Annotated in this window: 24 protein-coding genes, 1 tRNA gene and 1 riboswitch; of the genes, 18 read left to right on the forward strand and 7 right to left on the reverse strand. The window is 51.9% G+C overall.

Features of this window, described 5'->3' with window-relative positions; genetic code table 11:
* Window positions 1–83: 83 nt before the first annotated feature.
* From PMPD1_RS14025 to PMPD1_RS14035, 3 genes are all read right to left on the reverse strand, one after another.
* A complete protein-coding gene (locus PMPD1_RS14025; protein WP_173634630.1) occupies window positions 84–950 on the reverse strand; it encodes an NAD(P)-dependent oxidoreductase in 867 nt (288 codons plus the stop codon).
* Window positions 951–1,154: 204 nt separating this feature from the next.
* Window positions 1,155–2,462: an MFS transporter gene (locus PMPD1_RS14030; RefSeq protein WP_354292914.1), complete on the reverse strand. Its 1,308-nt coding sequence runs from the start codon at window positions 2,460–2,462 to the stop codon at window positions 1,155–1,157.
* Between the two features lie 116 nt (window positions 2,463–2,578).
* Complete coding sequence (locus PMPD1_RS14035; protein ID WP_173634632.1) at window positions 2,579–3,043, reverse strand: MaoC/PaaZ C-terminal domain-containing protein; 465 nt, start codon at window positions 3,041–3,043, stop codon at window positions 2,579–2,581.
* A gap of 320 nt (window positions 3,044–3,363) precedes the next feature.
* On the opposite strand from PMPD1_RS14035, the gene PMPD1_RS14040 reads away from it, so the two are divergent.
* From PMPD1_RS14040 to PMPD1_RS14050, 3 genes are read left to right on the forward strand one after another with little or no spacing between them, the layout of a single operon-like run.
* Window positions 3,364–4,506, forward strand: coding sequence for an extracellular solute-binding protein (locus tag PMPD1_RS14040; RefSeq protein ID WP_173634633.1), 1,143 nt, complete (start codon window positions 3,364–3,366; stop codon window positions 4,504–4,506).
* A 3-nt stretch (window positions 4,507–4,509) separates the two neighbouring features.
* On the forward strand, window positions 4,510–5,667 hold the full coding sequence (locus tag PMPD1_RS14045; protein WP_173634634.1) for a CaiB/BaiF CoA transferase family protein: 1,158 nt from the start codon (window positions 4,510–4,512) through the stop codon (window positions 5,665–5,667).
* Entirely contained in the window at window positions 5,664–6,785 is a 1,122-nt protein-coding gene (locus PMPD1_RS14050) for a CaiB/BaiF CoA transferase family protein (RefSeq protein ID WP_173634635.1), read from the forward strand. Before PMPD1_RS14045 ends, PMPD1_RS14050 begins: the two co-directional genes overlap by 4 nt.
* 20 nt (window positions 6,786–6,805) lie before the next feature.
* On the opposite strand, the gene PMPD1_RS14055 is transcribed toward PMPD1_RS14050, so the two are convergent.
* Window positions 6,806–7,510 (reverse strand): FadR/GntR family transcriptional regulator, encoded by a 705-nt coding sequence (locus PMPD1_RS14055; protein WP_173634636.1) that lies wholly within the window; start codon window positions 7,508–7,510, stop codon window positions 6,806–6,808.
* Between the two features lie 275 nt (window positions 7,511–7,785).
* On the opposite strand from PMPD1_RS14055, the gene PMPD1_RS14060 reads away from it, so the two are divergent.
* The 7 genes from PMPD1_RS14060 to PMPD1_RS14090 all read left to right on the forward strand — a co-directional run bounded on the left by PMPD1_RS14060 (window position 7,786) and on the right by PMPD1_RS14090 (window position 14,599).
* Entirely contained in the window at window positions 7,786–8,979 is a 1,194-nt protein-coding gene (locus PMPD1_RS14060; RefSeq protein ID WP_354292632.1) for an MFS transporter, read from the forward strand.
* Window positions 8,980–8,995: 16 nt separating this feature from the next.
* The gene (locus tag PMPD1_RS14065; RefSeq protein ID WP_173634637.1) at window positions 8,996–9,817 is read left to right on the forward strand and encodes a helix-turn-helix transcriptional regulator; all 822 of its coding nucleotides are present in this window, start codon (window positions 8,996–8,998) and stop codon (window positions 9,815–9,817) included.
* A gap of 101 nt (window positions 9,818–9,918) precedes the next feature.
* Window positions 9,919–10,884, forward strand: coding sequence for a nucleoside hydrolase (locus PMPD1_RS14070; protein ID WP_173634638.1), 966 nt, complete (start codon window positions 9,919–9,921; stop codon window positions 10,882–10,884).
* Between the two features lie 204 nt (window positions 10,885–11,088).
* Window positions 11,089–12,015 (forward strand): VirK/YbjX family protein, encoded by a 927-nt coding sequence (locus tag PMPD1_RS14075; protein ID WP_173634639.1) that lies wholly within the window; start codon window positions 11,089–11,091, stop codon window positions 12,013–12,015.
* 120 nt (window positions 12,016–12,135) lie between these two features.
* Window positions 12,136–13,518, forward strand: coding sequence for a D-arabinono-1,4-lactone oxidase (locus tag PMPD1_RS14080; protein WP_173634640.1), 1,383 nt, complete (start codon window positions 12,136–12,138; stop codon window positions 13,516–13,518).
* Between the two features lie 24 nt (window positions 13,519–13,542).
* The gene (locus PMPD1_RS14085; protein ID WP_173634641.1) at window positions 13,543–14,406 is read left to right on the forward strand and encodes a glycosyltransferase family 8 protein; all 864 of its coding nucleotides are present in this window, start codon (window positions 13,543–13,545) and stop codon (window positions 14,404–14,406) included.
* Between the two features lie 117 nt (window positions 14,407–14,523).
* A tRNA-Asn gene (locus PMPD1_RS14090) sits at window positions 14,524–14,599 on the forward strand.
* 126 nt (window positions 14,600–14,725) lie between these two features.
* Here the strand turns inward: PMPD1_RS14090 and PMPD1_RS14095 are convergent.
* Window positions 14,726–15,241, reverse strand: a complete 516-nt coding sequence (locus tag PMPD1_RS14095; RefSeq protein ID WP_173634642.1) for a GNAT family N-acetyltransferase — start codon at window positions 15,239–15,241, stop codon at window positions 14,726–14,728.
* A 256-nt stretch (window positions 15,242–15,497) separates the two neighbouring features.
* Here PMPD1_RS14095 and PMPD1_RS14100 point away from each other — a divergent pair, with 256 nt between their 5' ends.
* The 5 genes from PMPD1_RS14100 to PMPD1_RS14120 all read left to right on the forward strand — a co-directional run bounded on the left by PMPD1_RS14100 (window position 15,498) and on the right by PMPD1_RS14120 (window position 20,744).
* Complete coding sequence (locus PMPD1_RS14100; RefSeq protein ID WP_173634643.1) at window positions 15,498–16,100, forward strand: LysE family translocator; 603 nt, start codon at window positions 15,498–15,500, stop codon at window positions 16,098–16,100.
* 346 nt (window positions 16,101–16,446) lie between these two features.
* The gene (locus tag PMPD1_RS14105) at window positions 16,447–18,042 is read left to right on the forward strand and encodes an amidohydrolase family protein (protein ID WP_354292634.1); all 1,596 of its coding nucleotides are present in this window, start codon (window positions 16,447–16,449) and stop codon (window positions 18,040–18,042) included.
* An 87-nt stretch (window positions 18,043–18,129) separates the two neighbouring features.
* Complete coding sequence (locus PMPD1_RS14110) at window positions 18,130–19,152, forward strand: ABC transporter substrate-binding protein (RefSeq protein WP_173634644.1); 1,023 nt, start codon at window positions 18,130–18,132, stop codon at window positions 19,150–19,152.
* A 38-nt stretch (window positions 19,153–19,190) separates the two neighbouring features.
* Window positions 19,191–19,940 (forward strand): ABC transporter permease, encoded by a 750-nt coding sequence (locus tag PMPD1_RS14115; protein ID WP_173634645.1) that lies wholly within the window; start codon window positions 19,191–19,193, stop codon window positions 19,938–19,940.
* A gap of 15 nt (window positions 19,941–19,955) precedes the next feature.
* A complete protein-coding gene (locus PMPD1_RS14120; RefSeq protein ID WP_173634646.1) occupies window positions 19,956–20,744 on the forward strand; it encodes an ABC transporter ATP-binding protein in 789 nt (262 codons plus the stop codon).
* Window positions 20,745–20,849: 105 nt separating this feature from the next.
* On the opposite strand, the gene fhuE is transcribed toward PMPD1_RS14120, so the two are convergent.
* Both fhuE and PMPD1_RS14130 read right to left on the reverse strand, forming a co-directional pair.
* A complete protein-coding gene (fhuE, locus tag PMPD1_RS14125) occupies window positions 20,850–23,030 on the reverse strand; it encodes a ferric-rhodotorulic acid/ferric-coprogen receptor FhuE (protein ID WP_173634647.1) in 2,181 nt (726 codons plus the stop codon).
* A gap of 294 nt (window positions 23,031–23,324) precedes the next feature.
* Complete coding sequence (locus PMPD1_RS14130) at window positions 23,325–24,347, reverse strand: LLM class flavin-dependent oxidoreductase (protein ID WP_173634648.1); 1,023 nt, start codon at window positions 24,345–24,347, stop codon at window positions 23,325–23,327.
* Window positions 24,348–24,494: 147 nt separating this feature from the next.
* Window positions 24,495–24,597: riboswitch (TPP riboswitch) on the forward strand.
* Window positions 24,598–24,659: 62 nt separating this feature from the next.
* Between PMPD1_RS14130 and tenA the strand changes: the two genes are divergently transcribed.
* Genes tenA through PMPD1_RS14145 form a run of 3 tightly spaced genes read left to right on the forward strand, consistent with a single transcriptional unit; the run spans window position 24,660 to window position 26,874 of the window.
* Window positions 24,660–25,355: a thiaminase II gene (tenA, locus tag PMPD1_RS14135; RefSeq protein ID WP_173634649.1), complete on the forward strand. Its 696-nt coding sequence runs from the start codon at window positions 24,660–24,662 to the stop codon at window positions 25,353–25,355.
* Between the two features lie 29 nt (window positions 25,356–25,384).
* Window positions 25,385–26,107, forward strand: a complete 723-nt coding sequence (locus tag PMPD1_RS14140) for an ABC transporter ATP-binding protein (protein ID WP_173636230.1) — start codon at window positions 25,385–25,387, stop codon at window positions 26,105–26,107.
* Entirely contained in the window at window positions 26,104–26,874 is a 771-nt protein-coding gene (locus PMPD1_RS14145) for an ABC transporter permease (protein WP_173634650.1), read from the forward strand. The genes PMPD1_RS14140 and PMPD1_RS14145 overlap by 4 nt, the downstream gene beginning before the upstream one ends.
* Window positions 26,875–26,879: the final 5 nt, after the last annotated feature.

Consider the following 26,879-nt stretch of genomic DNA (forward strand, 5'->3'; position numbering starts at 1 on the left):
TTTAAGCAACTCCGGCGACATCTTTAATGATCAGCAATTAAGCCAACAGCCCACGCGTTAAAATTGCCGTGGGCTGTTTAATTTCACTGCGCTTTCAGGTACTGAGAAATCGCCGCCAAATCTTGTTCGCCGTAACCAGCATCAACTGCCTGTTGCCAGAGCGCGCTAATATTTTCCAGCGCCGGTAATTTAGCGTCGCCAGCGGCTTCTAGCGCCAGGCGGGCATCCTTCAGCGCCAGCACCAGGTGCATTTGCGGTGTGAAATCCCCGCTGGCAATCATATCCAGCTTCACCTTGGCATAGGGCGCCGCCAATGGCCCGCCTTCCAGCACTTTCCATACATCATCACTACTAAAACCAAAGGTCTCCGCCAGCCGTTCACTTTCTGCCAGGCTCTGCATCAGGCCAATTAGCCAACTGTTTACCACCAGTTTCATGCGCGTACTGGCACCCGCTGCGCCTAACCATTGTTGGCCTTTGCTGATCGCGGCAAATACCGGCTCCGCCGCCGAGGCACGCGCACGATCACCGCTGGCCATCACCAGGATTTGCGCATTTTCAGCCGGTGCTTTGGTGCCGGACACCGGCGCATCAATAAACACCACGTCCGGGCGTGCTTGCGCAAATTGGGCGATCAAGGCATCGGTTGCTTCCACCCCAATGGTGCCCATTTGACACAGCGTGGCGCCTGATTTTAATTCTGCTTGAACATCGCTTAATACTTGCTGAGTCGTCGCGCCATCCGCCAGCATCACCAGCACCACATCAGCGCTTTTAACCGCTTGTGCCGCGCTATCGCTTAAGTGCAGGCCAGCGTCCAGCAAATCTTCGCCACGCGCACGTGTACGGTTCCAGCCGTGTACCGAAAAACCTTTTTTTAACAGATTCGCGGCAAATGCATGCCCCATGGCACCTAATCCCAATACCGCTACTACGGGTTGTTGACTCATATCTACGCCTTTTATCACTCCACACCAATCCCTCAGTCTGACTGGAAACCGCTAACACAGCCAGGCCTGAGGTGTAACCGAATATACGAGACTGAAATGAACGCCGTCTCTGCTACCCGTGGCGGAAGACTAACCAGGACGCGCCTCAGCGGGAAGGGGAAAAAATGGAAAACAGTTCTGCGTTGATACTGCACATCGCTGCCGCTACAGCGTGTGATCGACCGCAGCGGCCGCCCTTTTCTCTTTTAATAAAGCGATCAGCAGCGCACAGACTAGCGTCAGCGCGCCAAGTACCATCAGCCCGGCTTTATCGCTACTGAATAACTGTTCAGCCTCGACGCGAATCAGCGGCGCCAGAAAACTACAAAACGCGCCCATGGTGGTACAAAATCCAATACCAGCCGCTAATGCCGTACCGGACAGCGCCTGGGCCGGAAAAGTCCAGAAAATCGGCTGTACCGCCAAAAACCCTACCGCACAGACGCATAACGCCGCGATCGCTATCACCGGCGCGGCCCATGCGGAAACCATCAACCCGATCGCCGCAGCCAGCATGCAGGCGACGGAAATAGCGATGCGACTGGCAGGATTTCGGTCGGCATAACGTGGGATGTAATAGACGCCAAAAGCGGAAAATGCCCACGGGATCGCCGCCACTAAGGAAGCCTTAAAGCCAATGGTTTCCCCCATCAACGAAGCAATTTGCGACGGCAGGAAGAAGAGTAACCCATACACGCTGATCTGAATCGTTCCGTAAACCAGCGCCAAATGCCAAACCCGCATACTACGAAAAGCACGCCCGACAGTTTGGGTTTCCGTTTGCTGGCGTTCGCTAGCCAACTGCGCAATCAGCGCCCGTTTCTCTTCCGCAGACAGGAAGCGGGCTTTTTCTGGCGTGTCATCCAGATAAAAATACCCGAATAGACCAATCGCGACGGCCGGTAACCCTTCCAGCATAAACATCCAGAACCAGCCCGGTTGGCCCATAAAACCATGCATTTCCAGCAGCGCGCCGGAAATGGGGGAGCCAAGCGTCAGGGCAAATGGCACACCTAACACGAAGATCCCCACCACAGAAGCTCGCGCCTTATTAGGAAAGTAGATCGACGCCAGCAACAAGATGCCGGGATAGAAACCCGCTTCACCCAACCCTAATAAAAAACGGAGGATGACAAATTGTGTTTCATTGGTCACCAACGCAATCGCGGCAGATAACAGCCCCCAAATCGCAGTAGTGATGCTTAACCATTTTTGCGCGCCAATCTTATTCATCAGCAGATTAGCGGGGATGCCAAAGATGGCATAGGCGGCAAAAAAGATCCCGGCGCCCAGCGCAAAGGCCGACTCGGAAAGGCCAATATCCGCCGCCATCGCCTGTTTTGCGAAGCCAATGTTGACTCGGTCAATAAAAGCAACGAAATAAAGGATAAACATGAAAGGAATCAGCCGCCTCCATGTTTTATTTATGGCAGAATTTAGCACATCATCGGTATAAAAATTATTTTTTGCCATCATTGAGACCTTCTGAATTTTAATTTATTAAGCACAACGGGCGAATAAAAATAATTCGCGTCACCACAGACTGACGAACTAAATAGCCAATGACATTCCTTTCCGGCGAGAAAGTATTAAACGCTATTCACGTTTTCCGGCTGGCGTTTTTCAACTAATAACAGATGTTGTGTCGCCATAACACACTCATTGCGTTGATTGACCACCTCTAACTGCTCGGTCACGACCCCGTAACCGGGCCGACGAGGATGATCTTTTTTCTCACTAATATGAACACAAACCCGCAGCGTATCGCCAATAAACACCGGCGCAGGAAAACGCAGTTTTTCATAGCCATAGGTCATAGCACGTGAGTTAATCTCCCCCGCCGTCATGCCAACGGCGATGGCAAAGGTGAGAGTACCGTGCGCAATTCGCTGCCCGAAAGGTTGTGTTTTGCACCATTCCGCATCCATATGATGAGGATAAAAATCCCCGGTTTGACCAGCATGAATAACAATATCGCTCTCGGTAATGGTACGGCCAATGGTGGTACGACTTTCATCCACGATAAAATCTTCAAAATATTTCTCAATGAACATGGCAGGCTCCTGATGGCATTAAATTAAAACTAAAGATAATGCTGAAAATAGTCATCTCTGGCAGAGAGTAATTCTTACAGGTATTTCCTTATTAACCACATGGCTTATTAATTTATTCCAGTGAATAACACTTTTTTATGAACCTCTTTGGAAGCTAATCTCAGTTTTAGAGCGGGTCAAATAAAAGTTTTTCTCACCGACTATTTTTCAGCACCGATCACATTTTCACCAGCGCTCGGTATATCCGCCCAGCGGTTTGTGACTAAATGGTATCGTGGTAGTACCAATTTTATGTGATAAACATCTCAAAAGGGGTTTTTATGGTGCGGTTAAAGGGGATTACCTGGGGACACAGTCGAGGTTTTACTTCGGTGGTGGCAACGGCGCAGCGTTTTGTAGAACGCCATCCTGAGGTGGATATTCAATGGGAAAAGCGCTCATTACAAACCTTTGCCGATGGCGATCTCGCCACGCTGGCTCAGCGTTACGATTTGCTGGTTATCGATCATCCCTGGGCTGGTTTCGCCGCTGAGAAAGCTATTTTGCTGCCGTTACAACAGCATTTACCACCGGAATTTCTTGCCGACCAGGCCGCGCATTCAGTGGGTGGCTCACACGAAAGTTATCTGTTCAACGGCGTACAAACCGCGCTGGCGATAGATGCCGCTACACCGATTGCCGTTTATCGCCCCGATCACTTGGCAGAAGAGCGCTTTCGCCTGCCGGAGAGTTGGGACGATTTGGTCTTGCTCGCGAAACAGGGACGAGTGATTTATGCCGGTATCCCGATCAATGCGCTAATGGATTTTCTGATGCTCTGCGCGACGCGCGGCGGCACGTGGTTCAATGGTGAGCAGATTGCCGATCGTGAAACAGCGATTGAGGCGCTGGAGGCACAGCGCGAACTGGCAAGCCATTGTTCAGAATCGATTTTTAACGCTGACCCCATCGCCATCCACGAAAAACTGTCTAGCGAAGATCGCTGGAGCTACTGCCCTTTCGCCTACGGCTACTCCAACTATTCTCGTCCCGGCTATGCCCGTTATTTGCTCAAAGCCACCGATGTCGTGAGCTATCACGGTAATCCGCTCAAAACAGTACTGGGCGGCACCGGCTTGGCGATTTCCGCCCGCTGCCCGCATCGCGATATTGCACTGGAATACGCGCGTTTTACCGCCTCGGCAGAGGTTCAGAAAAGGTTATTTTTTGAAAATGGCGGACAGCCCGGTCACCGTGCGGCATGGCTGGATGAAGAAGTAAACCGGCGCAGTCAGCACTTCTTCGCCGACACCCTCGCTACCCTTGACCGCTCGGCTAAGCGCCCGCGCTACAACGGTTTCCTCAACTTTCAAGATCATGCCGGCGACCTGGTGCGTGACTATGTGATGCACGGCGGCAGCGCACAAACCACCTTTGAGAAAATGAATCAGTTGTACCAAAAATCATTAAACATCGCGGAGTAAACCATGCAGCCATTGTCAGGTTTAATCGTGCTGGATTTCAGCCAGTTTCTGGCCGGGCCATCGGCGGCGCTGCGGCTAGCGGATATGGGTGCACGGGTGATTAAAATTGAGCGCCCCGGCAGCGGTGACGCCTGTCGACAGTTGAGCTTAAGAAATCAAATGGTTGGTGGCGACAGTCTGCTGTTTCATACCATTAATCGTGGCAAACAGAGTTTTACCGCAAATCTGAAGGATCCACACGATCTGGCCGAGGTGAAAAAACTTATCGCCCAGGCCGATGTGCTGATTGAAAACTTTCGTCCGGGGGTGATGGAAAAAATGGGTCTCGATTTCTCAACCGTCAGCGCGCTAAACCCACGGCTGGTTTACGCCTCGGTGACCGGTTATGGCACGCGTGGCCCGTGGGCGAAGAAGCCCGGTCAGGATCTATTAATTCAGGCGATGTCGGGGTTAGCCTGGCTTAACGGCAACGCCGATCAACCCCCTACTCCATTCGCCCTCTCGGTCGCCGATTCACTGGCGGGCGCGCATCTGGTTGAAGGCATTCTGGCGTGTCTGCTGCGCAGAGGTAAAACGCAGCGTGGCGGTCGGGTGGAAATCAGCCTCATGGAGTCATTGCTCAGCATGCAGTTTGAAGTGCTAACTACGTGGCTCAATGACGGGCATCAACCCCCACGCCGCTGCGCGAAGAATAATGCGCACGCTTGGCTGAGCGCGCCTTACGGTATTTACCAAACACAAGATGGCTATCTTGCGTTGGCAATGGGCTCGATAAGCCAACTGGCAGACATTTTTGCCTCAGAGAGGTTAGCCGCCTGGCCCGACCCGAACAGTTGGTTTCATGACCGCGATGCCATTAAAGCCGTTATTGCTGACATTTTAATTAATCAGCCAACCTCTCACTGGCTCAGGCTGCTGGAGCAACATGGTTACTGGTGTGCCGATGTCTATGACTGGCAGACGCTAACCGCCAGCGAAGGTTTTCAGGCGCTGGCAATGACACAGTGCGTTCCGCTTGGCGCTGACCGCGAGATCACCTTGCTGAAAAGTCCGTTGCGCTTTAACGGGGTACGCCCCGCAATTACCCACTGCGCGCCCGGTTTGGGGGCAGACACCAGCCAGATAAGGGCAGACTTTCATCTGGAGGAGCACGATCAATGAAACCGCTTGAAGGAATAAAAGTCCTCGATTTTAGCCAGTTCCTGTCCGGGCCATCGGCGGCGCTGCGGCTGGCTGATTTGGGGGCTGAAGTGACCAAAATAGAGAACCCGGATGGCGGCGACATTTGCCGCCGGTTGTATATTTCCGAGCTACAAATTGATGGCGACAGTTCGCTGTTTCATGCGATTAACCGCAATAAAAAAAGCCTGACTGTCGATCTCAAAGCCTCCTCTGCGTATCACGTGTTACAGCCGTTGATCAAGGAGGCGGATGTCGCCATTTTTAATTTCCGGCCAGGAGTGGCGCAACGTTTGGGGCTGGATTACCCCGCGCTGAAGGCGATTAATCCCGGGCTGGTTTACGGTGAAATTTCAGGCTATGGCGATAGCGGGCCGTGGGTATCGCGCCCTGGGCAAGATTTGCTGGTGCAGGCGCTGTCAGGTATCTGCTATCTAAATGGCAATGCCGACCAGCCGCCCTTACCTTTCGGGCTTTCGGTATCCGACCTGTTTGCCGGCGAATATTTGGTACAGGGTATTCTGGCCGGTCTGGTGCAGCGCCTCTCCTCGGCTGAAGGCTGTCGGGTACAGGTCAGCCTATTGGAAACCATCCTTGATTTGCAATTTGAGGTATTAACCACATGGTTAAATGACGGGCAACAGCCGCCAACGCGCAGTGCAGTCAATAACGCTAACGCCTATCTCGCTGCGCCCTACGGCATCTACCCGACGGCTGACGGATTTATTGCGCTGGCGATGGCGTCGATTCCCCGTCTCGGCATATTGCTGGATTGCCCGGCGTTAGCCGAGTTTACCGACCCACATAGCGCGTTCACCCGCCGCGACGAGATCAAAGCGTTGTTGCTGAACCATTTACGCCAGCAGCCTGGCGATGTCTGGCTGGCGCGGCTAGAGCAAGAGGATATTTGGTGCGCGAAAGTGATGAACTGGGAACAACTGGTGGCTAGCGAAGGTTTCAAAGCGCTGAATATGGTGCAATCACTGACGCTTAACAGCGGGAAATCGCTGCTGACCACGCGCTGCCCAATCAAAATTGACGGCGAGGTTTTTACCAGCCCGCTCGGCGCGCCGCCACTCGGCGCCGATAATCCAATATAAAGAGGGAAGCAGCTAAGCGATCAGTTGACCAGCGACTCGTAGAACTGGCGCGATGAACGGTAAAATAGCCGCAAGTTTTTGCGTAACTGAACTTTATCGCGCTGTATAAATGCCTCATGAATTTTCATGCGTAATTTCAGGCTATGCTCAATAGCGCCTTCGGTGTTGAGTAGCTTGCGTGAAAAGTCTTTACGCAGCATCACAATAGTCTGCATCAGCTTATCGTAGATCTGATTCCCGCAGATCCGGCCCATCAGCAAGTCATATTCGTCAAGGAGCCGATGATACGTTTCTGGTTTCTCTTCTTGCAACGGCACCGCTTTCATCTGTTCAGCCAGCGATTGTAAACGAATCACGTCATCGTCACTGGCGGTGCTGACTGCGGTCAAATAGACCTCTTCTTCAATCAGCTTACGGGCGGCATACACTTCATCGAAATTGTGAATTTCCCGATGGAAAATCCAACTGATGGTCTCTTCAGGCAGTTGTGGCTTATTTTCACAAACGTAGCTGCCATCGCCGGGTTTGATTTCAATTAAGCCAATCAAGGATAACGCACGTAACGCTTCACGCACCCGGCTACGGGTAACATCAAACATTTCGCCCATCGCCCGCTCATTAGGTAACCGCTCGCCAGGTTTGAGTTTGCCGGAGACAATTTGTGAGGCGATTTGCTCCATAATCTGTTCAGTCAGGGTGGTCTTTTTTAATGCCAAAACATCCACAACGCTTCTCCGCTCAGGTGCCTGGTTATGAATTTATGTCATCCCCCTCTGATACGCAACGCGCATGCACTGCCCGCAGTGACGGTTGCAGGTCGTTAACATCATAACGGCGGTGTTTGGCGCTAAGGCATCATCACCATCAAAAGCTTTCGGCTAAGCGCGCTCACTCTCTGCAGCCCTGATTTGGCCGCTATTCGATATTTTTTGTCTTTTTTTTCGCAGAAGACATCATCCGGCAGTGGCAGAATCAGCACACTAACGATAAGGAGCCGATAATGACGCCAAACACTGCCATGCCCTGGATAATGCTGGTTCTCGGAGGCATCTGCCTGCGGGCCGGTATTTCGTCCATTGCGCCGATGTTGGATGCCATTCAAGCCCGCTTTCACGTTTCGGTGGGTTGGCTAGGGTTGCTGACCGCCATACCGGTTATTTGCATGGGTGCGCTCTCAACCATTGGTCACCGACTGGAAGGGCGGTTTGGCATCAAGAAAACCATGGTCGTGTCCTTTCTTCTGCTTACCATTGGGTTACTGCTGCGGCTGGACATTAATCACTTTGGTCTTTTGCTGATTACCGCAGGTTGCGTCGGCGTGGCGGATGCCGTGATTCGTCCATTACTGTCTGGCTTTATTAAAGATAAATTTCCAGAACGTATTGCGCTGGCGATGAGTGTTTACTCCGCAAGTATGGGGCTGGGCTCTGCCTCCGCCGCCTGGCTGACGCCCTATGTTAGCGAGTTTGCCGACCATCACTGGGGAAGCGGGCTGGCGGTGTGGTCGCTCCCGGCATTAATCGCGCTGGTTATCTGGTTCATTGGCGATGTCAGACCCACGCAGGTTGCGCCTGCCGCCGCCACGCAGCCTTTCAGTGTGACCCGCGCTCACATTCTCTGTTTCACGCTATTTTTTGGTCTTCAGGCGGGTATCAACTACGTTACCCTCGCCTGGTTACCGCTGTTTTATATTCATATGGGAATGGCGGTAGGTAGCGCAGGGATGTTGGTGGCTGTCTGCGTTATTGTCCAGATGATAACCAGCCTATTGTTAAGCACGGTGACACGTCTCACTGGCCTGACTCATCCCCACGCGGTGGTCGCGTTCTCGCTGCTCACGCTGGTTGGGATTGTGTTACTGTTTATTCCCGGCGCCCCCTTTTGGTTAGCCCCTGCTATTATTGGGCTGGCGACCGGCGGTTTGTTCCCACTGGCCTTAATTATTCCATTGGATTTCACCCATAACCGTCAACAAGCGACACGATTATCGGGAATGACTCAGTCCGGCGGCTATATTCTTGGTGGCTTGGCCCCCTGGCTGACCGGTTTGTTAAGCCAATGGCTGGGGATTAATCTCGGTTTCCGGGCGTTTTTGCTGTTTTGCGCGCTGGCGGTGATCGTCATTAGTTTACTGGTGGCAAAGGCTTATCAAACGCGGGATGCAGAACGTAGCGCAACAAAAGATGGCGTGTAAGGGTTAAAGGTGAGGTATGGCGCACAAAAAAACGCGCACGCCGGTTGAACCGGAATCGGCGCTGATGGTGCCGAGCGATACGGAAAGTGATTTTTGGGTAACTGAAAAGCAGCATCCGGGCGGAACACATATCATCCCACACCAGCACGCGCATTTTGCACAACTCATTTTTGTGATTAGCGGATGCGCAACCTTCTATTTTCGCGATCGGGTCATTATTGCTTCTCAGGATCAGGCGGTTTTTATTCCCTGTAATCAGGAACACAGTATTGATATTACCCGCCATACCGCATTGCGTACCCTCAGCATTTTTTCACCAGACGATTATCATGACCACGGCGATCAACCTTACCGTTTTCAGGTCGGCGCCCTGCTTAAAGCACTCAGCGATGCAGTCTGTTTGATGACACGCGGCAAACCGAGTAATGAGAAAGAGCAACGGCTTTACCACGTCCTAATCGACCAGCTTAATCAGCCTCATCATCCAGAGATCGCTCTCCCTTTACCTGCCGATCCACGGGTTAAAAAAGCGATTTATCTCTTGGCAAACCCCGACTATTTATCTTGCCGAATGCGCCAGTTGTGCCAGCAAATTGGCGTGGGCGAAAGAACCCTGACGCGGCTTTTCATTGTCTCTACCGGCATGACGTTTACCGAATATAAACGCAAAATTCAGATAGAGCAGGCCATTTCGTTACTTAAAGAGGGCCACTCTGTGGTGGATGTCGCGCTAAAAGTGGGTTACGAAACGCAATCCGGTTTTATTTATGCGTTTAAAAACCACACCGGCGTTTCACCGCTTAAATTCAAAAAGAGCGATCGCCATCACGCCAACTGACAAAAGGCCGCTAATCGACATTAAACGGCTGAAAATGCACAGAGCATGGTCGCCAGATGGCATAGCATGAAGCGCATCGAACGATAGCCAAGAGGTTAGAAATGGGTAAAAAAATTATTCTTGATTGCGATCCCGGTTACGATGACGCGGTTGCGCTGTTTTTAGCGCACGGTCACCCTGATATTGAGTTGCTGGCCGTCACTACCGTAGTGGGTAATCAAACGCTGGAGAAAGTGACGCGTAATGCGCTTTCCGTTGCCCGCATTATAAAAATGGAGAACGTCACCTTTGCCGCTGGTTGCACGCAACCGTTAGTAAAACCGATTCATACCGCAGCGGAAATCCACGGCGAATCTGGCCTGGATGGCCCGGTGTTACCTGAGCCTCATTTGCGGTTATCGCTCCGGCATGCGGTTGATGTCATTATCGAAACCATTTTGTCGCAACCGAAAGATAGCGTCACATTGGTACCAACCGGCGGCTTAACCAATATCGCAATGGCGTTAAGAAAAGAGCCGAAAATCATCGATCGGGTGCGCGAGGTGGTATTGATGGGCGGCGCTATACGTGGCGGAAACGCAACGCCATGCGCCGAATTTAATATTTATATCGATCCGGAAGCCGCAGAGATAGTGTTTAATGCCGGCTGGAAAGTCACCATGATTGGCCTTGATGTCACGCATAAGGCGTTGGCGACGCTGCCAATTCGCAACCAGATTCGGCAAATAGATACCGGTCCGGCCCGTTTCTTAAGCGATTTGCTGGGCTTTTTCAGCGAAAAATATCAAAAAGTGCATGGCTTTGATGCCCCAGCAATACACGACCCCTGCGCGGTGGCCTATGTGATTAATCCGGACCTGTTTACCGTGCAGCAGGCGCCAATCTCTATCGAAACCCAGGGGAAACACACCACCGGTATGACAGTGGTGGATTTACGTCACCGCCCGCCAGCTACCTGCCAAACCTATGTCGCTACCGATATTAATAGCGAAGCATTTTGGGCGCTGATCGTTGAAGCCATGCAACATATTGGCGAAGGTGACGCAGAAGCCTGTAAAATTTATTAGCCCACGCTACACGATGGAAACATCTCCTTGCAGTTTCCATCGTCCCGTTTTGTTCCGGACACCGTTCGTTGAGCCTCAGTTTCACTTGCCCTCTTTATGATTGCCTTTATCAGGTTGCGGTCCTGAAGCCGAACAAAGGAACCTTGTTTTCCCCTGGCTGGCCGCGTCGGGAAAGCAGCAAAAAGGCAGGAAATGCAGATGGGCATGTTAAAAAAATGGCGCCAACAAAATAGCGCGTGGCAGACGATGGTGCGTGGCTATAACGTGATCAAGTATGGCGCGCGGATGGCCGCAATGCCCCCTTTCACTCTGTTTAGCTACAGTGTCAAATGCCACCACTATCGTAGCGCCCGGCTCCTGCGTTCGGTGGGTAATTTGCCGTCATTTAGCGAACGACCGTTTAATAAATATTTAAGCCGCCAGTGGTCGGGTAAGAAAAAATTACGCGCCGCTAACGCGATGCTGGACTTTGTTGAACACAGTTTTTCCGATGAGGGCATACTGGCGCTGTATGCGCCGCAGGGCGAAGGCATTTTACTGGCGACCATCCCGTTAAAATCGGAAGGCGTCGCCCGCTTGAAGTTAATGCGCTCCCGTTTTCCGCGTGAAGGTGACCTGGGCCTGTATCTGTTCGATGACAGTGATGAGTTGGTTTATGCGCTAACGTTCTCCATCGGCGAAAATAACCGGCTCTACCTCGGCGGCCTGCAAGGGCCGAAACCGGAGCATGGCGCAGAACGGGTTAAGCTGATGACTAAGCAGCTTTATGGCCTACGTCCGAAAAATCTGCTTATCTCTATGGTGTATGGGCTGGCGCAGCATTTCGCGGTGACGCAGATTAACGGTGTGTCGGATAAGGCACACATTAAGTCTCACCATCTGAAATCAAGCTACGAATCATTCTGGCTCGAATGTGGCGCCATCGCCAGCCAGCAAGGATGGTTCAGGTTCCCTGACGAAGAGCCGATACGCGATATCGAAACGGTTAAAAGCCAGCATCGCTCAGAATTTCGCAAACGTGAAGCGTTACGCGCCGAAACGCTGCTGGCGGTGAGCCGAACCTTGTGCCTGTACGATGGCGCATGTCCATTAGTGCCTGGCGTATCCTGGCAGCAATCACTTCCGCATTAATCGAACCTTGCACATCAAAAGGTGGTCTTTCCCGGCTGCCTTTTGCCAATGGTCTACCCTTTGGTATACGGCGAACAAAATGACGCCGCCAGTTACTGATTCGCCAAAAGGAAAGCCGTAATGGATCAAGACTCGACGCTATTCCCTCTCAGAAAAACGCAGGACAGTGAAAACGATACCCAAGTGTGGAACTGGGCGAAAAATGCGCCACTCGGCGATCATAAAAATCTCTGCCGACCGGAAAGCGAAGCCGAGTTGCAACTGTTAGTTGCGCGCCACACCGGGAAAATTCGGGTACTCGGCAGCCGCTTATCCGCAGGCAGGATGCTGAGTATTAACCAGCCAGATGACATGCTGCTCGACCTCAGCGCACTGAGTGGTTTACTGAATTCGACCGATGACACCATCACCTTTGCTGGCGCAACGCCGCTGCACCAGGTGTATGCCACGTTAACGGAGATGGGCCGGATGCTGGGCTCTTCTCCGGGCGTGATTTCAATGCAAACGCTGGCTGGCGCGCTGGCAACCGGTACCCACGGGCAGGGGCTTAATCAAAGTTCACTGGCGGATGAAGTTATCTCCTTTCGTCTGGTTCTGGCAGATGGTTCCATTGCCGAATATAACCACACGCAACCGGAGTTTGGCGCCATCCAGGTTGCGCTTGGCGCATTAGGCGTGGTTACCGCCGTTACCTTAAAGACCCACCCCTCGCGCATTTATACCTGCTTCAAGCAGGCGACCGATGCCACAACGCTTGCGCACGATTTATATCAGTGGAATGAAAATTTCGCATTAAGCAAAGCCTGGTGGTTTGTTGATGAAGAGAAGTTACATGTCTGGTCGGCGCGTGAAGCCACGCCAGAAGAAGAAAATCACTATCGCCTGAATTATGGCGACGTGGTGAAACAGGAAGGAAGTAACAACACGCTGAATCACACCATTGAGCAGACATTGGAGCAGATGCATCAGGACACGCAAGTGCAGGGTAAAGGCGGTAAACAGTTTAAAACCGTCACGCGGTTTAAGGATTTTACCGATCTTACCGGCGATATTTATCAAATTTTCTGCCGCGGCATCGCCGTGCCGCAAATTAATGTCGAGATTGGTATTCCGCTGGCGCGCGCGGCGGAGGTGATTGGCAAAATTAAGCGCTGGTATGCGGAAAATCATCCGCATATGCATTACCCCATTATCCTCCGTTGCACCGGCCCCTCTTCTGCCTGGCTGAGCCCTGCTTCGCAACAGGCCACCTGCTTCTTTGGCTTTGTTGTCTACTATGCGGATGACGGTTCTCTTTCCGAAGATGGGCTGCATTTTTTACGCGAAGTAGAGAAGTTGTTGGCGCAAGAAGGCGGCAGACCACACTGGGGAAAATACTATACGCCGTCGCTGTATCAGTGGCGTGAGATCTATCCGCAGTGGGATGCCTTCCGTGCGGTACGTACCGCCCTCGATCCCGGACATAAATTCAGCAATGACTACCTAACCGCACTGTTAGATTGATGAAAGGGATATAAGGAGACAAGTATGAAAGCATGGGTGACCTTATTAACCAAGGCCAACTATTTACCCGGTGTGGAAACGTTACATGCTTCATTACAAGCCAGCGGCACGCGTTGGCCGCTGGTCGTGATGGTGACCGAAGAGATCGCGCCTGCAGAGTGTCAGCGCCTACGCGAACAAGGCTGCCTGATCCGCGCGGTAATGCCGCTGAATCCCGGTAATCAGTCGGCTGAACACTATGTTGCCGAACGCTTTACCGATGTCTGGACCAAGTTACGCAGTTGGGAGCTCACCGAGTTTGAGCGGGTGGTCTTTCTCGATGCCGATATGCTGGTGATGCAAAATATGGATGAGTTGTTAGAGATGCCGCTACCGGAACAAGGCATCGCCGCCTGCCACGCCTGCCGCTGCAATCCCAATCATATTGCTAATTATCCACGCAGTTGGACGCCGGAAAATTGCGCTTATAGCTGGCAAGAACGCAACCAGCCAACTCCGGACAGGTTAGATAATTATCTCAATAGTGGTTTGCTGGTACTGACGCCTGATGAACAGGTTTTTCAACAACTGGAAGCGGCAATCGCCGCCATTACCGATCTCTCAGCCTACCCTTTCCCCGAGCAGGATTTGCTGAATGAATTTTTTGCCAAGCGCTGGACACCCCTTCCCTGGATCTATAACGCGCTTAAAACATTGGCTTTTCAGCATCCCAAACTGTGGCGTCTTGAAGAAGCGAAGAATATCCACTACATCCTCGACAAACCCTGGACCCGCGATTGGCGCCAACCTGAAAATGAGCGCGATAATTATTATGCGCTGGATAGCTTATGGCGTGAACGCGCGCCCGCTTCCGCGCTGGCTGACGCCTCCGGTAGCGGTTCGGACTAACGATATACGCCGCTGAAAAAGAGGATTGCTGCTTTATTCAGCAGTCGATCCACTTTGTAGCAAACAGGCTTTGACAAGGCTGCGGGGCGTGGTTAATATGCGCCCCGTTCACACGATTCCTCTGTAGTTCAGTCGGTAGAACGGCGGACTGTTAATCCGTATGTCACTGGTTCGAGTCCAGTCAGAGGAGCCATATTTAGAGAAGCCCGCTTAAGGAAACTTAAGAGGGCTTTTTGTTTTTTAGAAGTCGGCTATGAGCGAGGAGCGGACATTACTAACATCGCGGAGCAGGTCAATATTAATGTCCACAAATAGCCCACTATCGTATAAGCATCCGTACCTGCTTACCATGGTAGTTAACATACCCTTGAAACTGGAAACCAAAACGCTCAGCGAGATAATTTGAGCGTTTATTTTCTTCGTCAATGATACAGCACACTGAAGAGGAAAATGTCTGATCGGCCCATAGTAAAATAGCTGTCAGTGCTTCAGACGCATAACCTTTTCCTCTAACCTCGGGAATCAACGTCCATCCAGCTTCAGGGTATTTTAACGCAGGGGTGATATCACGATGGGCATCCTGAAAACCAAATGCACCAATATAACGATTTGTTGTTTTTTCAATAACTGCCCAGTAGCCATAACTTAACGCATGCCAGTGCCCGATATAGCGTAATAAGCGGGACCAAACGATTTCTGTCGTTGGATTTTCACCGCCATTATTAGCCATTTCAGGAATATCCCAGCTCGCCATAAGTTCTGGAAAATCGCCGAGCGCAAATTGCCTTAAAATCAGTCGGTCTGTTTCAAGTTGAGGCGCTTTCTGAGCAGTCATCACTTCTCCTAATCGTAGCTATTTAATACGGCTGCTTTACCACCATGCACGGTTCCTCTCTGCCGAGCAACTACTACAATGTCCGCTCCTGGCACGAAACGGACGATCCTACGGCCTGCCAGGTCCGCTGTAAGCGAAGTGCGGAAGTTTAGCTCCTAACGATATTCGAGCCAGAATCCGTTGTACTTTTGTTATGAAGCAACAAGATGTTGATCGGGTTGGCAACAGAGTGAATGTCGCTTAGTATTTACAGCATATGGATATTAACCTTCTGGGTTTCATACCTGCTTTACTGCCTGTAGCGCTCTCTCCTGGCGCAAGTTTCACGCTTGTCATGAGCAGCGCGCTGGCTGGCGGACGCGATGGCCTTTTAAGGGCTCTCGCCGGAACAGCATTAGGTATTTACACCCATGCTCTCCTCATTGGATTCGGCATAACTGCCATTGTTGCTTCATCGCCATCGGTTTACAGCGTCCTTAAAATTGTTGGGATAGCTTATCTCCTTTGGTTGGGAGCCATGCTTATCCGAAGTGGCTTGCATGCAACGAGTAATGGCGTCAAAAACAATGTAACCCCAGTTACCCTAACAGGAGCATGGCTGGCTAACATACTGAACCCTAAAGCGATTATTTTTTATCTCACTGTTGTTTCTCAGTTTAGTGGAAGCCATGGTGGGGTAGGAAACTACCTAGCCTTAGCATCCGTTCACGTAGCGGTAATGAGTATCTGGCTTATTGCTGTTAGTCGTACCTTGGTTTTCTCTGCCAAAAACACCGATCCTGTGATTCTTAAAAAATATGTGAATATAGCTGGGGGAGCTCTACTTATTATTTTTTCACTACACAGTCTCACCCATTAAGTTCCAACAGCCACTCGATTTATTCCCATCCATGGCAGAAACGGCCGCTCCTGGCACTTAGCTGCCTAGCAGTTCAGATGGCAGCTATGAGCGAAGACCGGACATTTGAACACCCCTATAACCATAGTAAAAAACCAGAGTATATAACGCATTAAAAAAAGAGGCTGTTGCAGCCTGGCGGCCTTAAAACGTTTACGCAGGCGTAATAAAAAAATCCTATGGCTAACCATATTGTAAACCTCGCTCAGTAAAGCTAAGGTCTTTTCGTGAGCGCGTTTTATTATCCGTTCCTGAGCGGTTGATAAACTAATGGGTTGGCGTGCCCGTCCACAGTGAGGTTATCGCAATGCGCGAAAATCCGTTTGGGCAGGCAGATGCATTTACGCATGCTGACCAAAATGCCCACGATCAACAAACGCTTATTCGCCGTGCGCGAATCTTCAATATGGGCAACCCCTCCAGTAATCACGATTGCGCCGATATCCTGATCAAAGACGGTATCATCCAGGCAATTGATAGCGATCTTTCCTACTGTATTGATGATGCGACGCAGATAATTGAAGCGGAGGGAAATCTTATTATCCCCGGGCTTATTAATGCCCATTTTCACTCCCCAACCAATTTTCTAAAAGGTACGCTCAATAGCATGCCGCTTGAACTGTTCATGTTATATGAGGTTCCGGACGGTAAAGACGCCGCGGTCGATGCAAGAACCGCCTACATACGCACGTTGTTAGGCGCTGCGGAAATGCTAAAGCTGGGCGTTACATCCGTTCAGGATGATGCTTTCTTTTTACCCTATCCTACCGCCGACGAGTACGATGCCGTGATGTCAGCCTACCGTGACAGCGGTATCCGGGCAACGGTGGCACTGGATCAACCGGAAATACCGGAATTAGATAAATTCCCCTTTTTAGCCGATTTGGTTCCACCGGTACTGAAAACACAGCTTAGCGCGGCGCCAGAAATGACCGCAGAAGCATTAATCGCGTGTTATCACGACTTTATTCAGCGTTGGCACCGGCAGGAAAATGGGCGTTTACGCGTTGCCGTATCTTGTTCCGCTCCCCAGCGCGTCACGCCAGCTTATCTGGCTGAGCTGGATAAGTTGAGCAAACTTTATAACCTACCGTTCTATATCCATATGCTGGAAACGCGTCTGCAGCGTGTTTTTGGTGAAGTCTGCCTGGATAAACGTTCCTTGATTCATTACGTCGATGACCTTGGTTTGCTATCTGAGCGCATGAACGTGATCCACGCGGTCTGGATTGACGACGATGATATCGCCCGCCTGGCGCGTTCCGGGGCAAAAGTGATTCATAATCCCATCAGTAATCTACGGCTTGGCAGCGGCGTTATGCCTATCCATCGGCTCGCCGAGGCGGGCGTGACGATCGCGCTGGGTTCAGACGAAATCATTGCCGATGATGCCGTAAACATGTGGTCGGTCATGAAAACAGCCGCCCTTATTCATACCTTAAGTAGCCCTAACCCCGATCATTGGCCGGATGCCACCAGCATTCTGAACTGTATGTTCACTGGCGGCGCCGAGGCCATGCTGCAAAAAGAAGAATTGGGCCGCCTGGAAGTGGGTTACGCCGCCGACCTGGTGATGTTAGATCTGGATACCCTTCCTTTTACCCCGCTAAACCATCTGCCGCGTCAGTTGGTTTATGCAGATGTCAGCCGCTCTGTCGTCATGACCATGGTTGCCGGAAAAGTCGTAGTGAAAAACGGGCAACTGTTAACCATTAACGAGGCGGCATTACGCCAGGCCGCGCGCGAATGCTATGCCCTGCTCGCGCCTAAGCGCGATGCGCTAATGCAACAAGCGGCGGAGAGGTTGCCTTTTTATCGCGCGATGTACGATAAGTCTTTAACCGTCGAAGTCGGCATGAATCGCTGGGTAGGCGATATTCCAGCCAAGAATGGAAAACCGTAGTTCACGAAAATAAAAGTAAAGGCCCTTATTTATAAATTAATTCAGTCACAAGGTTAATTCTCAATATAACATCATGAGGTTTATGCCATGTTTAACACCAGAAAATTATCAAAAGTCGGCTGCTTTACTTCAGGTATTATTCTCTGCAGCGCATTCGCCTCGCCTGGTTTTGCCGCAGAAAAAGAGATCAGGGTAATATGTAATAACTGGTCTGGTTTTGCCCCGGTATTTGTCGCCAGCGATCTGGGTTATTTTAAAGCGCACGGACTGAATGTTAAGGTAAAATTCGACGATTCTCAGTCAGATGCCATGGCTGCAATTACATCTGGCGATGTCGAAGTTGATATGCGTACCATTGATGATTATCAGCGCCGACCAAGAACCGCCTCAACGCCGGGAGTGATTATTGGCACGATTGATGAGTCAACGGGCGGAGATGGCGTAGTTGCCGATAATACGGTAAACAGCATTAGCGATTTAAAAGGGAAAACTGTCGCGATTGAGAATGATATCCCTGCTTATTTACTGCTGGAGATGGCACTCAAAAAAGCCGGGCTCAATTATAGCGACCTCAAAATAAAGCAAACATCCGGTTCTGATGCGCTTTCCGTTTTCTCAGACCCTAATGTCGCCGCGATTGGTACTTTCCAGCCGTTTATGAACAAAGCCGTCGAATTGCAGAAGAAACGCGGCGCACATGTTATTGTTTCATCGGCTGCTTATCCGGGTACGATTGTTGACGTTATTATCGTTAACCAGAAAAGGCTTAAAGCCGATCCCGCCGCATATCATGACTTTCTCGCCGGAGTTTATAAAGCCGTTGAGTTTTATAAAACAGATCCAGAAAAATTCATTCACCTTTCCGCTCCACACTTCGGGCTGAGCGATAAAGATTTTGCCGAAAGTATTAAGGGTAGTTTGTCTTATAGCGACCTGGCAAACGTGAAGAAATACTTTGGTTCAGAGCAATCACCCGGGAGTATTTATACTGTCTTTGACACGCTCATGGGCCTGAATATGGAGAATAAAGCCTCCGACAATGTATTATCCGCCAAACAATCGATAGACAGTTCAGTGGTTAACTCAATTTCACTGTCGGATATTCGATAATGCTCTTAACACCAATCGACCTCTCGATGAGGGGTAAATTGACCCAAGCACAAAAGTTAGCGATTGGCACGGCGGCAAGCATGACGTTGCTTGCCGTCTGGCAGGCTGCATCATGGCTAGGGTGGCTCGACCCGGTTTTTCTGCCCTCGCCGCTGGCTATTCTCCGCAGCCTTGTGGATATGTTTTTACATCAGGATCTACTGACTAACATCGGAATTTCTTGTGAACGTATCCTGCTGGCTTTCCTGCTGTCCGTTATCATGGCGGTACCTTTAGGGCTACTGATGAGTTGCTATCCGGTAATTAATGCCGCGCTGGAACCGGTGAACGACTTTATTCGTTATCTCCCCACGCCAGCCTTGGTGCCGATAAGTATCATTTGGTTTGGGATTGGTGAAGAAACCAAAGTCTTCCTGCTGTGGCTGGGCACCTTTTTCCAGTTGATCTTGCTGGTGGTTGAAGATGCCAACCGCGTCCCCAATGAATTTATTGAGATGGCGAAAACCCTGGGGGCCAAGCCCAGACAAATTATCGTCGATATCATCTGGAAAAAGATGTTGCCATCGCTATTTAATAACCTCCGCGTGATGCTTGGCTGGTGCTGGACCTATTTGATACTGGCCGAAATTGTCGCCTCTGACAGCGGCCTGGGCTACGTTATCTGGAATGCCCGCCGCTATATGCAGACCGACCAAATGATGGCGGGTGTGTTCATCATTGGCGTTATCGGGATGTTCAGCGACCAGTTGATGCGTGCTTTGCATCGCCGTATTTTTCACTACCAATGATGGCGGGGCTGTCGAATGTCTGACGAATATTTAGTGTTTGATAAAGTCACCAAATACTTTGGCGACTTGCCCGTAGTCGCCGAGCCGTTCAATTTGGTTATCCCGAAAGGTCAGTTTATGGTGTTTTTGGGCCCTTCCGGCTGTGGTAAAACCACGCTGATGCGCATGTCCGGCGGCCTTGATTCCGCCAGCACAGGAGAAATCCGCCTTGAAGGGGAAAAAATAAGCCAGCCGGATGCCAGGCGGGGCATGGTTTTCCAGTCCTACTCCTCTTTTCCGTGGATGACGGTTGAGGAAAATGTCGCGTTTGGCATGCGCTATCATCCCACCTTCACCAAGAGCACCGTTAAGCAGCGCACCGCGCATTACTTAGCGTTAGTTGGGTTAAGCGATTTTGCCAGCTCCTATCCCTCAAGAATTTCTGGCGGTATGCGGCAAAGGGTGGCGATCGCCAGGACGTTAGCCGCCGGCTCTGAAGTTTTACTGATGGATGAACCGTTCGGAGCGCTGGATGCGCAACGACGAGAGCAGCTTCAACTGGAGCTAAGGCGAATACAGAGCGAAGAATCAAGAACCATTATTTTTGTGACGCATGATGTTGAAGAAGCCATCTTTCTCGCCGACAGGATTATTATTTTTTCCGCCAGGCCTGCTTATATACTTGAGGATATCAATGTCACTCAAATACTCGGGTCTCAGCGATCACTCGCAGTACGGGATAGCCATGAATTTTTCGCATTAAAATCCACGCTACTGAAGACGGTTCGCGCCAGCCACAGATCCGACAGGCAAGAAGAGCGATGAGATCCCTATCATTAACCATGATTTCAGGTATGCGCGCCGGGCGTGACAAAACTGCGCCCTTTTCCGGGCGCAGCGCTGAACAAATAACCTGCCTAACCCACTCGGTTAGAAACGATAATTTGCCGACACAGTAACATTACGCGGCTCGCCATATTCAACCGACCGGTCCACGTAAGTATCATAGGATTTATCGAACAGATTGTTGAGATTCGCCTGTACCGACAGATTTTTTGTGACCTCATAGCGAGCGAAGAGATCAACTAACGCATAGCTGCCCTGCCGTGCGCGCCAAGTACCGTTTGGCGTATCCGCATCTTTATACACTTGGTTCTGCCAATTTGCGCCGCCGCCAACTGTTAGGGCAGGCAGCATCGGCAAACGGTAACGGGTAAACAGTTTTACCGTGGTGCGCGGCAATTCAGGGCTAAATGCTTTCCCCTCCCCGTCTTCAGCCACGTAACGCGTCGCGCCAAACGTCATCTGCCAGTTGTCAGTTAATGCGCCGTTAAGCTCAAACTCAATACCTTTACTCACCGTGCCGTTCACGCTGCGATAAGCGGTTTCCGTGGTGCCGGGAATATAGGTTCCGGTACTCTCTCCAACGTTATCCTGCTCAATACGGAAGAGGGCCAGTGAGGTGGTCAAACGGCTATTCATCCAATCGGATTTCAGCCCCAGTTCGTAGTTTTTACCTTTAATCGGTGACAAATAGTTCCCACTACGATCGCGATAGGTTTGCGGCTGGAAGATTGAGGTATAGCTGGCGTAGGTTGACCAGTTATCGTTGATATCATAAATCAGCCCGGCATACGGCGTGGTGTTGTTCTTGGCGATATGCTGATTTAACGTATCGGTGTTCCATTGGGTGTAACGTGCGCCAATAATCAGGTGCAGCGGATCGGCCAGTGAAATACGCGTGGCAGTATAGGCCGACTTCATGTGCGTCTTGTCATCCTGAATCAGGCTAAGATCGCCCCAATCGGTTTCCGGAAAACCTCCGTTGTAGTGGTTAAAATTACCCAGTTCAGTATCGGAAATATTCGCCCAAGTGTTCCGGTAACGGTTGGTCTGCTTGCTGTAACTCACGCCCGCCATCAGTTCATGCTGACGACCAAAGAGTTGATAAGGGCCATTGGCGAACAGGTCGAGCGCATCCACCTTGCGCGTACCGGTGTTATACCCGGTCCCGCCCACGTAGGGATAGGAAGGGCCGTACGGGCTCACCATCGCGCCGGTGGTTTTATCGACCAACCCGTCAAGATACATCAGGCGGCTATCGATTTTCGTTTCGGTATGGGTACCATTAAAGGTCAGTTCCCAGTTATTATTGAAGCGTTGTTTGAGGGTTGCGAAGACTTTATTGGAATTTTTATCGTTATAAGCCCAGTCCGGCGCCGTACTGCGGCTCCGGTCAAAATGGGTTCTGCTGCCATCGGTGTACCAGCGCGGTAAGCCGCCCCAGGTTGCCCCATTTTCATTATTTTCCTGATATTCATAACCGACCGAGAGCGTGCTGTAATCACTCAGGTCTGCATCCACCACGCCGTAAAAGAATTTTCTTTCCCGACTATACCGATCCAGCCAACTGTCATTGTGTTGGTAACCGGTCACCATACGCGCGCGAACATTACCGTCCTGCGTTAATGGCGTGGAAATATCGGCAACATAACGCTGTTTGTTCCAACTACCATATTCCACCGAGAGATCGCCGGTAAACTCTCGGCTATCGGCGTGTTTCCGTACCATATTAATCGCCGCCGAGGGATTACCTGTGCCGGTCATCAAACCGGTCGCGCCGCGTACCACTTCGACGCGATCGTAAAGCGCGCTGTCAGAAAGCGCGTCGCCAAGGTTCCATTGCGACTGAAAATAGGTTGGGATTCCATCGACCATGTAATTATCGATCTGGAAACCGCGGGAATAGTAGAGAACCCGGCTGGAACCGGAACTGGAAGAACTGATGCCGGTGGTATTGTCCATCACCTCTCCCAACGACTGAAGATTTTGATCCTCCATACGCTGTTTGCCGATCACACTCACTGATTGGGGAATATCGCGTTGGATCATCGGCATTTTGGTGCCAACCGTCGTGGCGGGTACGCTGTAGTCAGCGCCTGGTGGCGGCGCATCGTTATCTGCCGCTTCCACCACCATGGTTTCATTGGGTTGAGGCGCGGCGGCAAAAGCCGTCACAGGGAGTAAAGCCAAGGCGATGCAAGCAGCCAATAGCGAGGGCACTGGCGCCGTTTTTTGAGCAGCGCCACGCGATAGTGTCGCGAGAGACATAGTTATTCCTTGAGGTGTTAAAAAATAAACACTCCTGACTCATTGAATTAGAAAATTTTTGCGCATGATTTCAGGAGGAATGCATTTACGAGAAATGAAAATGGTGATTATACTCATTCTCATTTACGTGTAAATAACTGTAACAAGGATTAAGTGAGAGAGAGGCGCCGTAAGGTGAGAAGTGACAGAAAGAAGGCGTGAGAAACACCCGAAAGGTGAAATCGCAATACAGCAATAAGAGCGTTTAACGGCGTGGCACACCACGCCATAACACACGCAACGGTCAGGCTTCTGTTAGCGCCATCCGAGGGCGGGGGCGATATGGGTCAGAATCGCCTCAACGACATGCGCATTATATTCAACGCCCAGTTGGTTCGGCACCGTTAACAGCAAGGTATCCGCTTGTGCAATGGCCTCATCCTGCGCCAGTTGTTTGATCAATGTCTCCGGCTCGGCGGCATAACTACGGCCAAATATCGCCCGGGTTTGTGCATCAAGATAGCCAACGCTGTCGCTGTCCTGCGCGCTATTGCCAAACCACATATGGTCGCGCCGATCGATTAACGGGAAAATACTGCGGCTTACCGAGACTCGCGGCTCAAAGCGGTGCCCCGCGGTTTTCCACGCGGCTCGGTAAGCGCGAATCTGTGCGGCCTGCTGAACGTGGAACGGCTCGCCGGTCTCATCCACTTTCAGCGTTGAACTTTGCAGGTGCATCCCTTGTTGCGCCGCCCAAATCGCGGTGGCATTGGTGCTGGCGCCCCACCAGATCCGCTCACGCAAGCCAGCGGAAAAAGGCTCCAGACGCAGTAATCCCGGCGGATTAGGAAACATCGGTTGTGGGTTAGGTTCAGCGAACCCTTCACCACGTAACGCCTCAAGGAAAACCTCAGTATGGCGCCGTGCCATTTCGGTATCCGTCTCCCCCTCCGCCGGGGTATAGCCAAAATACCGCCACCCCTCAATTACCTGCTCAGGCGATCCCCGGCTAATGCCAAGCTGTAGTCGCCCGCCGGAAATCAGATCGGCGGCCCCGGCTTCTTCCGCCATATACAGTGGGTTCTCATAACGCATATCAATCACGCCAGTGCCGATCTCGATCCGCTTGGTTCGTGCGGCAACGGCAGACAGTAGCGGAAACGGAGAACTTAGCTGCCGCGCAAAATGGTGTACGCGAAAATAAGCGCCATCCGCTCCCAACGCCTCCACCGCTTCCGCCAGCTCGATGGATTGCAGCAACACATCCGCGGCGGAACGGGCATTCGATTGTGATGAAGGTGTCCAGTGGCCAAAAGAGAGAAAACCGATCTTTTTCATCGCAAACAATCTCCGGTTCGAAATAGTTAGGCTAACAGTGACAAAAAAGCCTTGCCTCAGGCCAGCAGAATCTTTTGCGACCGCACATAAACGCCTCGCCAGACCGTGGCGCGGGCATTGTAATCAAAAAATAAATATCGTATAACAAGCTCCTCCGAGGGGTGTCCTGTCATGGGCTGAGATGGCGTAAGCCGAACCCTTTGAACCTGATCTGGGTCATGCCAGCGAAGGGACGGGTCGGCAATTTTGCTTTCAGCCATTGCCTGTTCATACCTCAGCACGCCCGGATCTCCATGAACTGAAGGAGGTCCCATGTCTACCCCACGTTTTGATTCTGGCCTTTATGGGCAGCTACGCCAACAGGCGGGCAGCGCCTGGCAAGACTACGTTGCGCATCCTTTCGTCCGCCAGTTAGGCGCCGGAACCCTGCCGGCTCCGGCGTTTCATCGCTATCTAACCCAGGATTACCTGTTTTTAATTCACTTCGCTCGCGCCTGGGCGCTGCTGGTCAGCAAATTACAGACGCTACCGGAAATGCGCACCGCCACCGCCGCCCTTAACGCAATCGTCAATGAACTGCCGCTCCATGTGGGTTATTGCGCGAGCTGGGGATTAAGCGAGTCTGAAATCGCACACCAGCCTGAGGCGGCAGAAACCATGAACTATACCCGCTACGTGCTGGATATTGGTCACACCGGCGATGCCCTCGAACTGCTGGTTGCGCTTATGCCCTGCGTCGCCGGGTATGCCGAAATCGGTCTACATTTGCTGCACGACGCCGCCACGGTACTGGAGAATAATCCCTACGCCTCATGGATACGTAATTATGGCGATCGCGACTATTTAGCCAGCGTTCAGGCCGCGCTCAATTTACTGGAAACGGTTGGACAACAAAGCGGGGCGGAAAGTCGTTTGACGCGTTTAAGTACAATTTTCACCACCGCCACGCGGCTGGAAAGCGCCTTTTGGCAAATGGGGCTAAATGCGGTAACGGCAGGTGCGCAGTGAATTCTGACCCGTTAGGCCACCAGCAAATAATGCCGACTATCCAGGTGCGGGAGTTAACCCTGCGCTTTGGTCAAAAGGTGGTTTTCGAGCGGCTCAACTTCGACATTCCCGGCGGCCAAATCGTTGCTTTGCTAGGCGCCAGCGGCGTGGGGAAAAGTAGTCTGTTAAAGATTATTGCCGGACTAGCGCCCGCCTCCGCCGGTCAGGTCACCGCCAGTGACGGCTTACCGGTCGCCTCGCGTATTGCCTGGATGGGGCAAAAGGATCTGTTATATCCGTGGCTGACCATTGAAGAAAACGTCATGCTCGGCCCACGCCTGCGTGGTGAGAAGCCCGACCGTGCGTGGGCCACGCATCTGATTGAACGCGTTGGCCTTAGCGGATATGGGCAGGCGCTCCCCGCGACGCTTTCCGGTGGCATGCGCCAGCGCGCGGCTATCGCTCGCACCCTGTATGAGCGCCAGCCAATCGTGCTGATGGATGAGCCTTTTTCAGCGTTGGATGCCATTACCCGCGCCACTATTCAGACGCTGGCAGCAGAACTCCTGGCACAGCACACGGTGCTGCTAATAACGCATGATCCGCTGGAGGCTTGCCGCCTTAGCCACCGCCTGTTGGTTCTCTCCGGCCACCCCGCCCGCATTGACGATACCCATATCGTGGCCGGGCTACCGCCACGCGCGCCGGACGATCTCCATTTACTGAAAAGCCAGGGCGAGCTTTTACAGCAACTAATGAGGGCAGCCGGATGAAGAGGCTAGCAAAAGGCGGCATCGCCAGCCTGCGCCGCGCGTTGACGGTGTTTGTCGGGTTGCTGCTGCTGTGGTGGCTGGTCACGCAAAGTTCGATTCCGGCCTTCTTACTCCCCTCACCCACGGCGGTTGCCGAGGCCTTATGGGATAACCGCGCTTACCTCGCCGGACAGACGGCCGTCACCGCGCTGGAAATTGCCAGCGGGCTGGCGATCGGCGTGCTGCTCGGCGTCGTCCTGGCGTTAAGTATGATGTTTTCACCGCGCCTCCAGCGCTGGCTAATGCCGCTGGTGCTCACCAGCCAGGCGATTCCGGTGTTTGCCCTCGCCCCGCTACTGGTGCTGTGGTTCGGTTTTGGCATCAGCGCCAAAGTGTTTATGGCGGTATTGGTGATCTTCTTCCCGGTCACCTCGGCCTTCTTCGACGGGCTGCGACGCGTCAATACCGATTACCTCGATCTGGCGCGTACCCTGCGCGCGTCTCCGTGGGCGCAATTGCGCCACGTCCGCTTAATGGCCGCGCTGCCGGCCTTCGGTTCCGGGCTACGCATGGCCGCCACCGTCGCGCCTATCGGCGCCATTATCGGCGAATGGGTTGGCTCGGCGGAGGGGCTCGGCTACGTGATGCTGAATGCGAATGCGCGTATGCAGACCGATATTTGCTTTGCCGCACTGTTTATTTTGGTACTGATGACCGTTTTGCTGCGAGCCGCAGTAGAGGCTCTGATGCGGCGTCTGATCATCTGGACGCCGGAGCATGACGAATAATGATC

It is taken from the genome of Paramixta manurensis, from assembly GCF_013285385.1.
Classification (GTDB): domain Bacteria; phylum Pseudomonadota; class Gammaproteobacteria; order Enterobacterales; family Enterobacteriaceae; genus Paramixta; species Paramixta manurensis.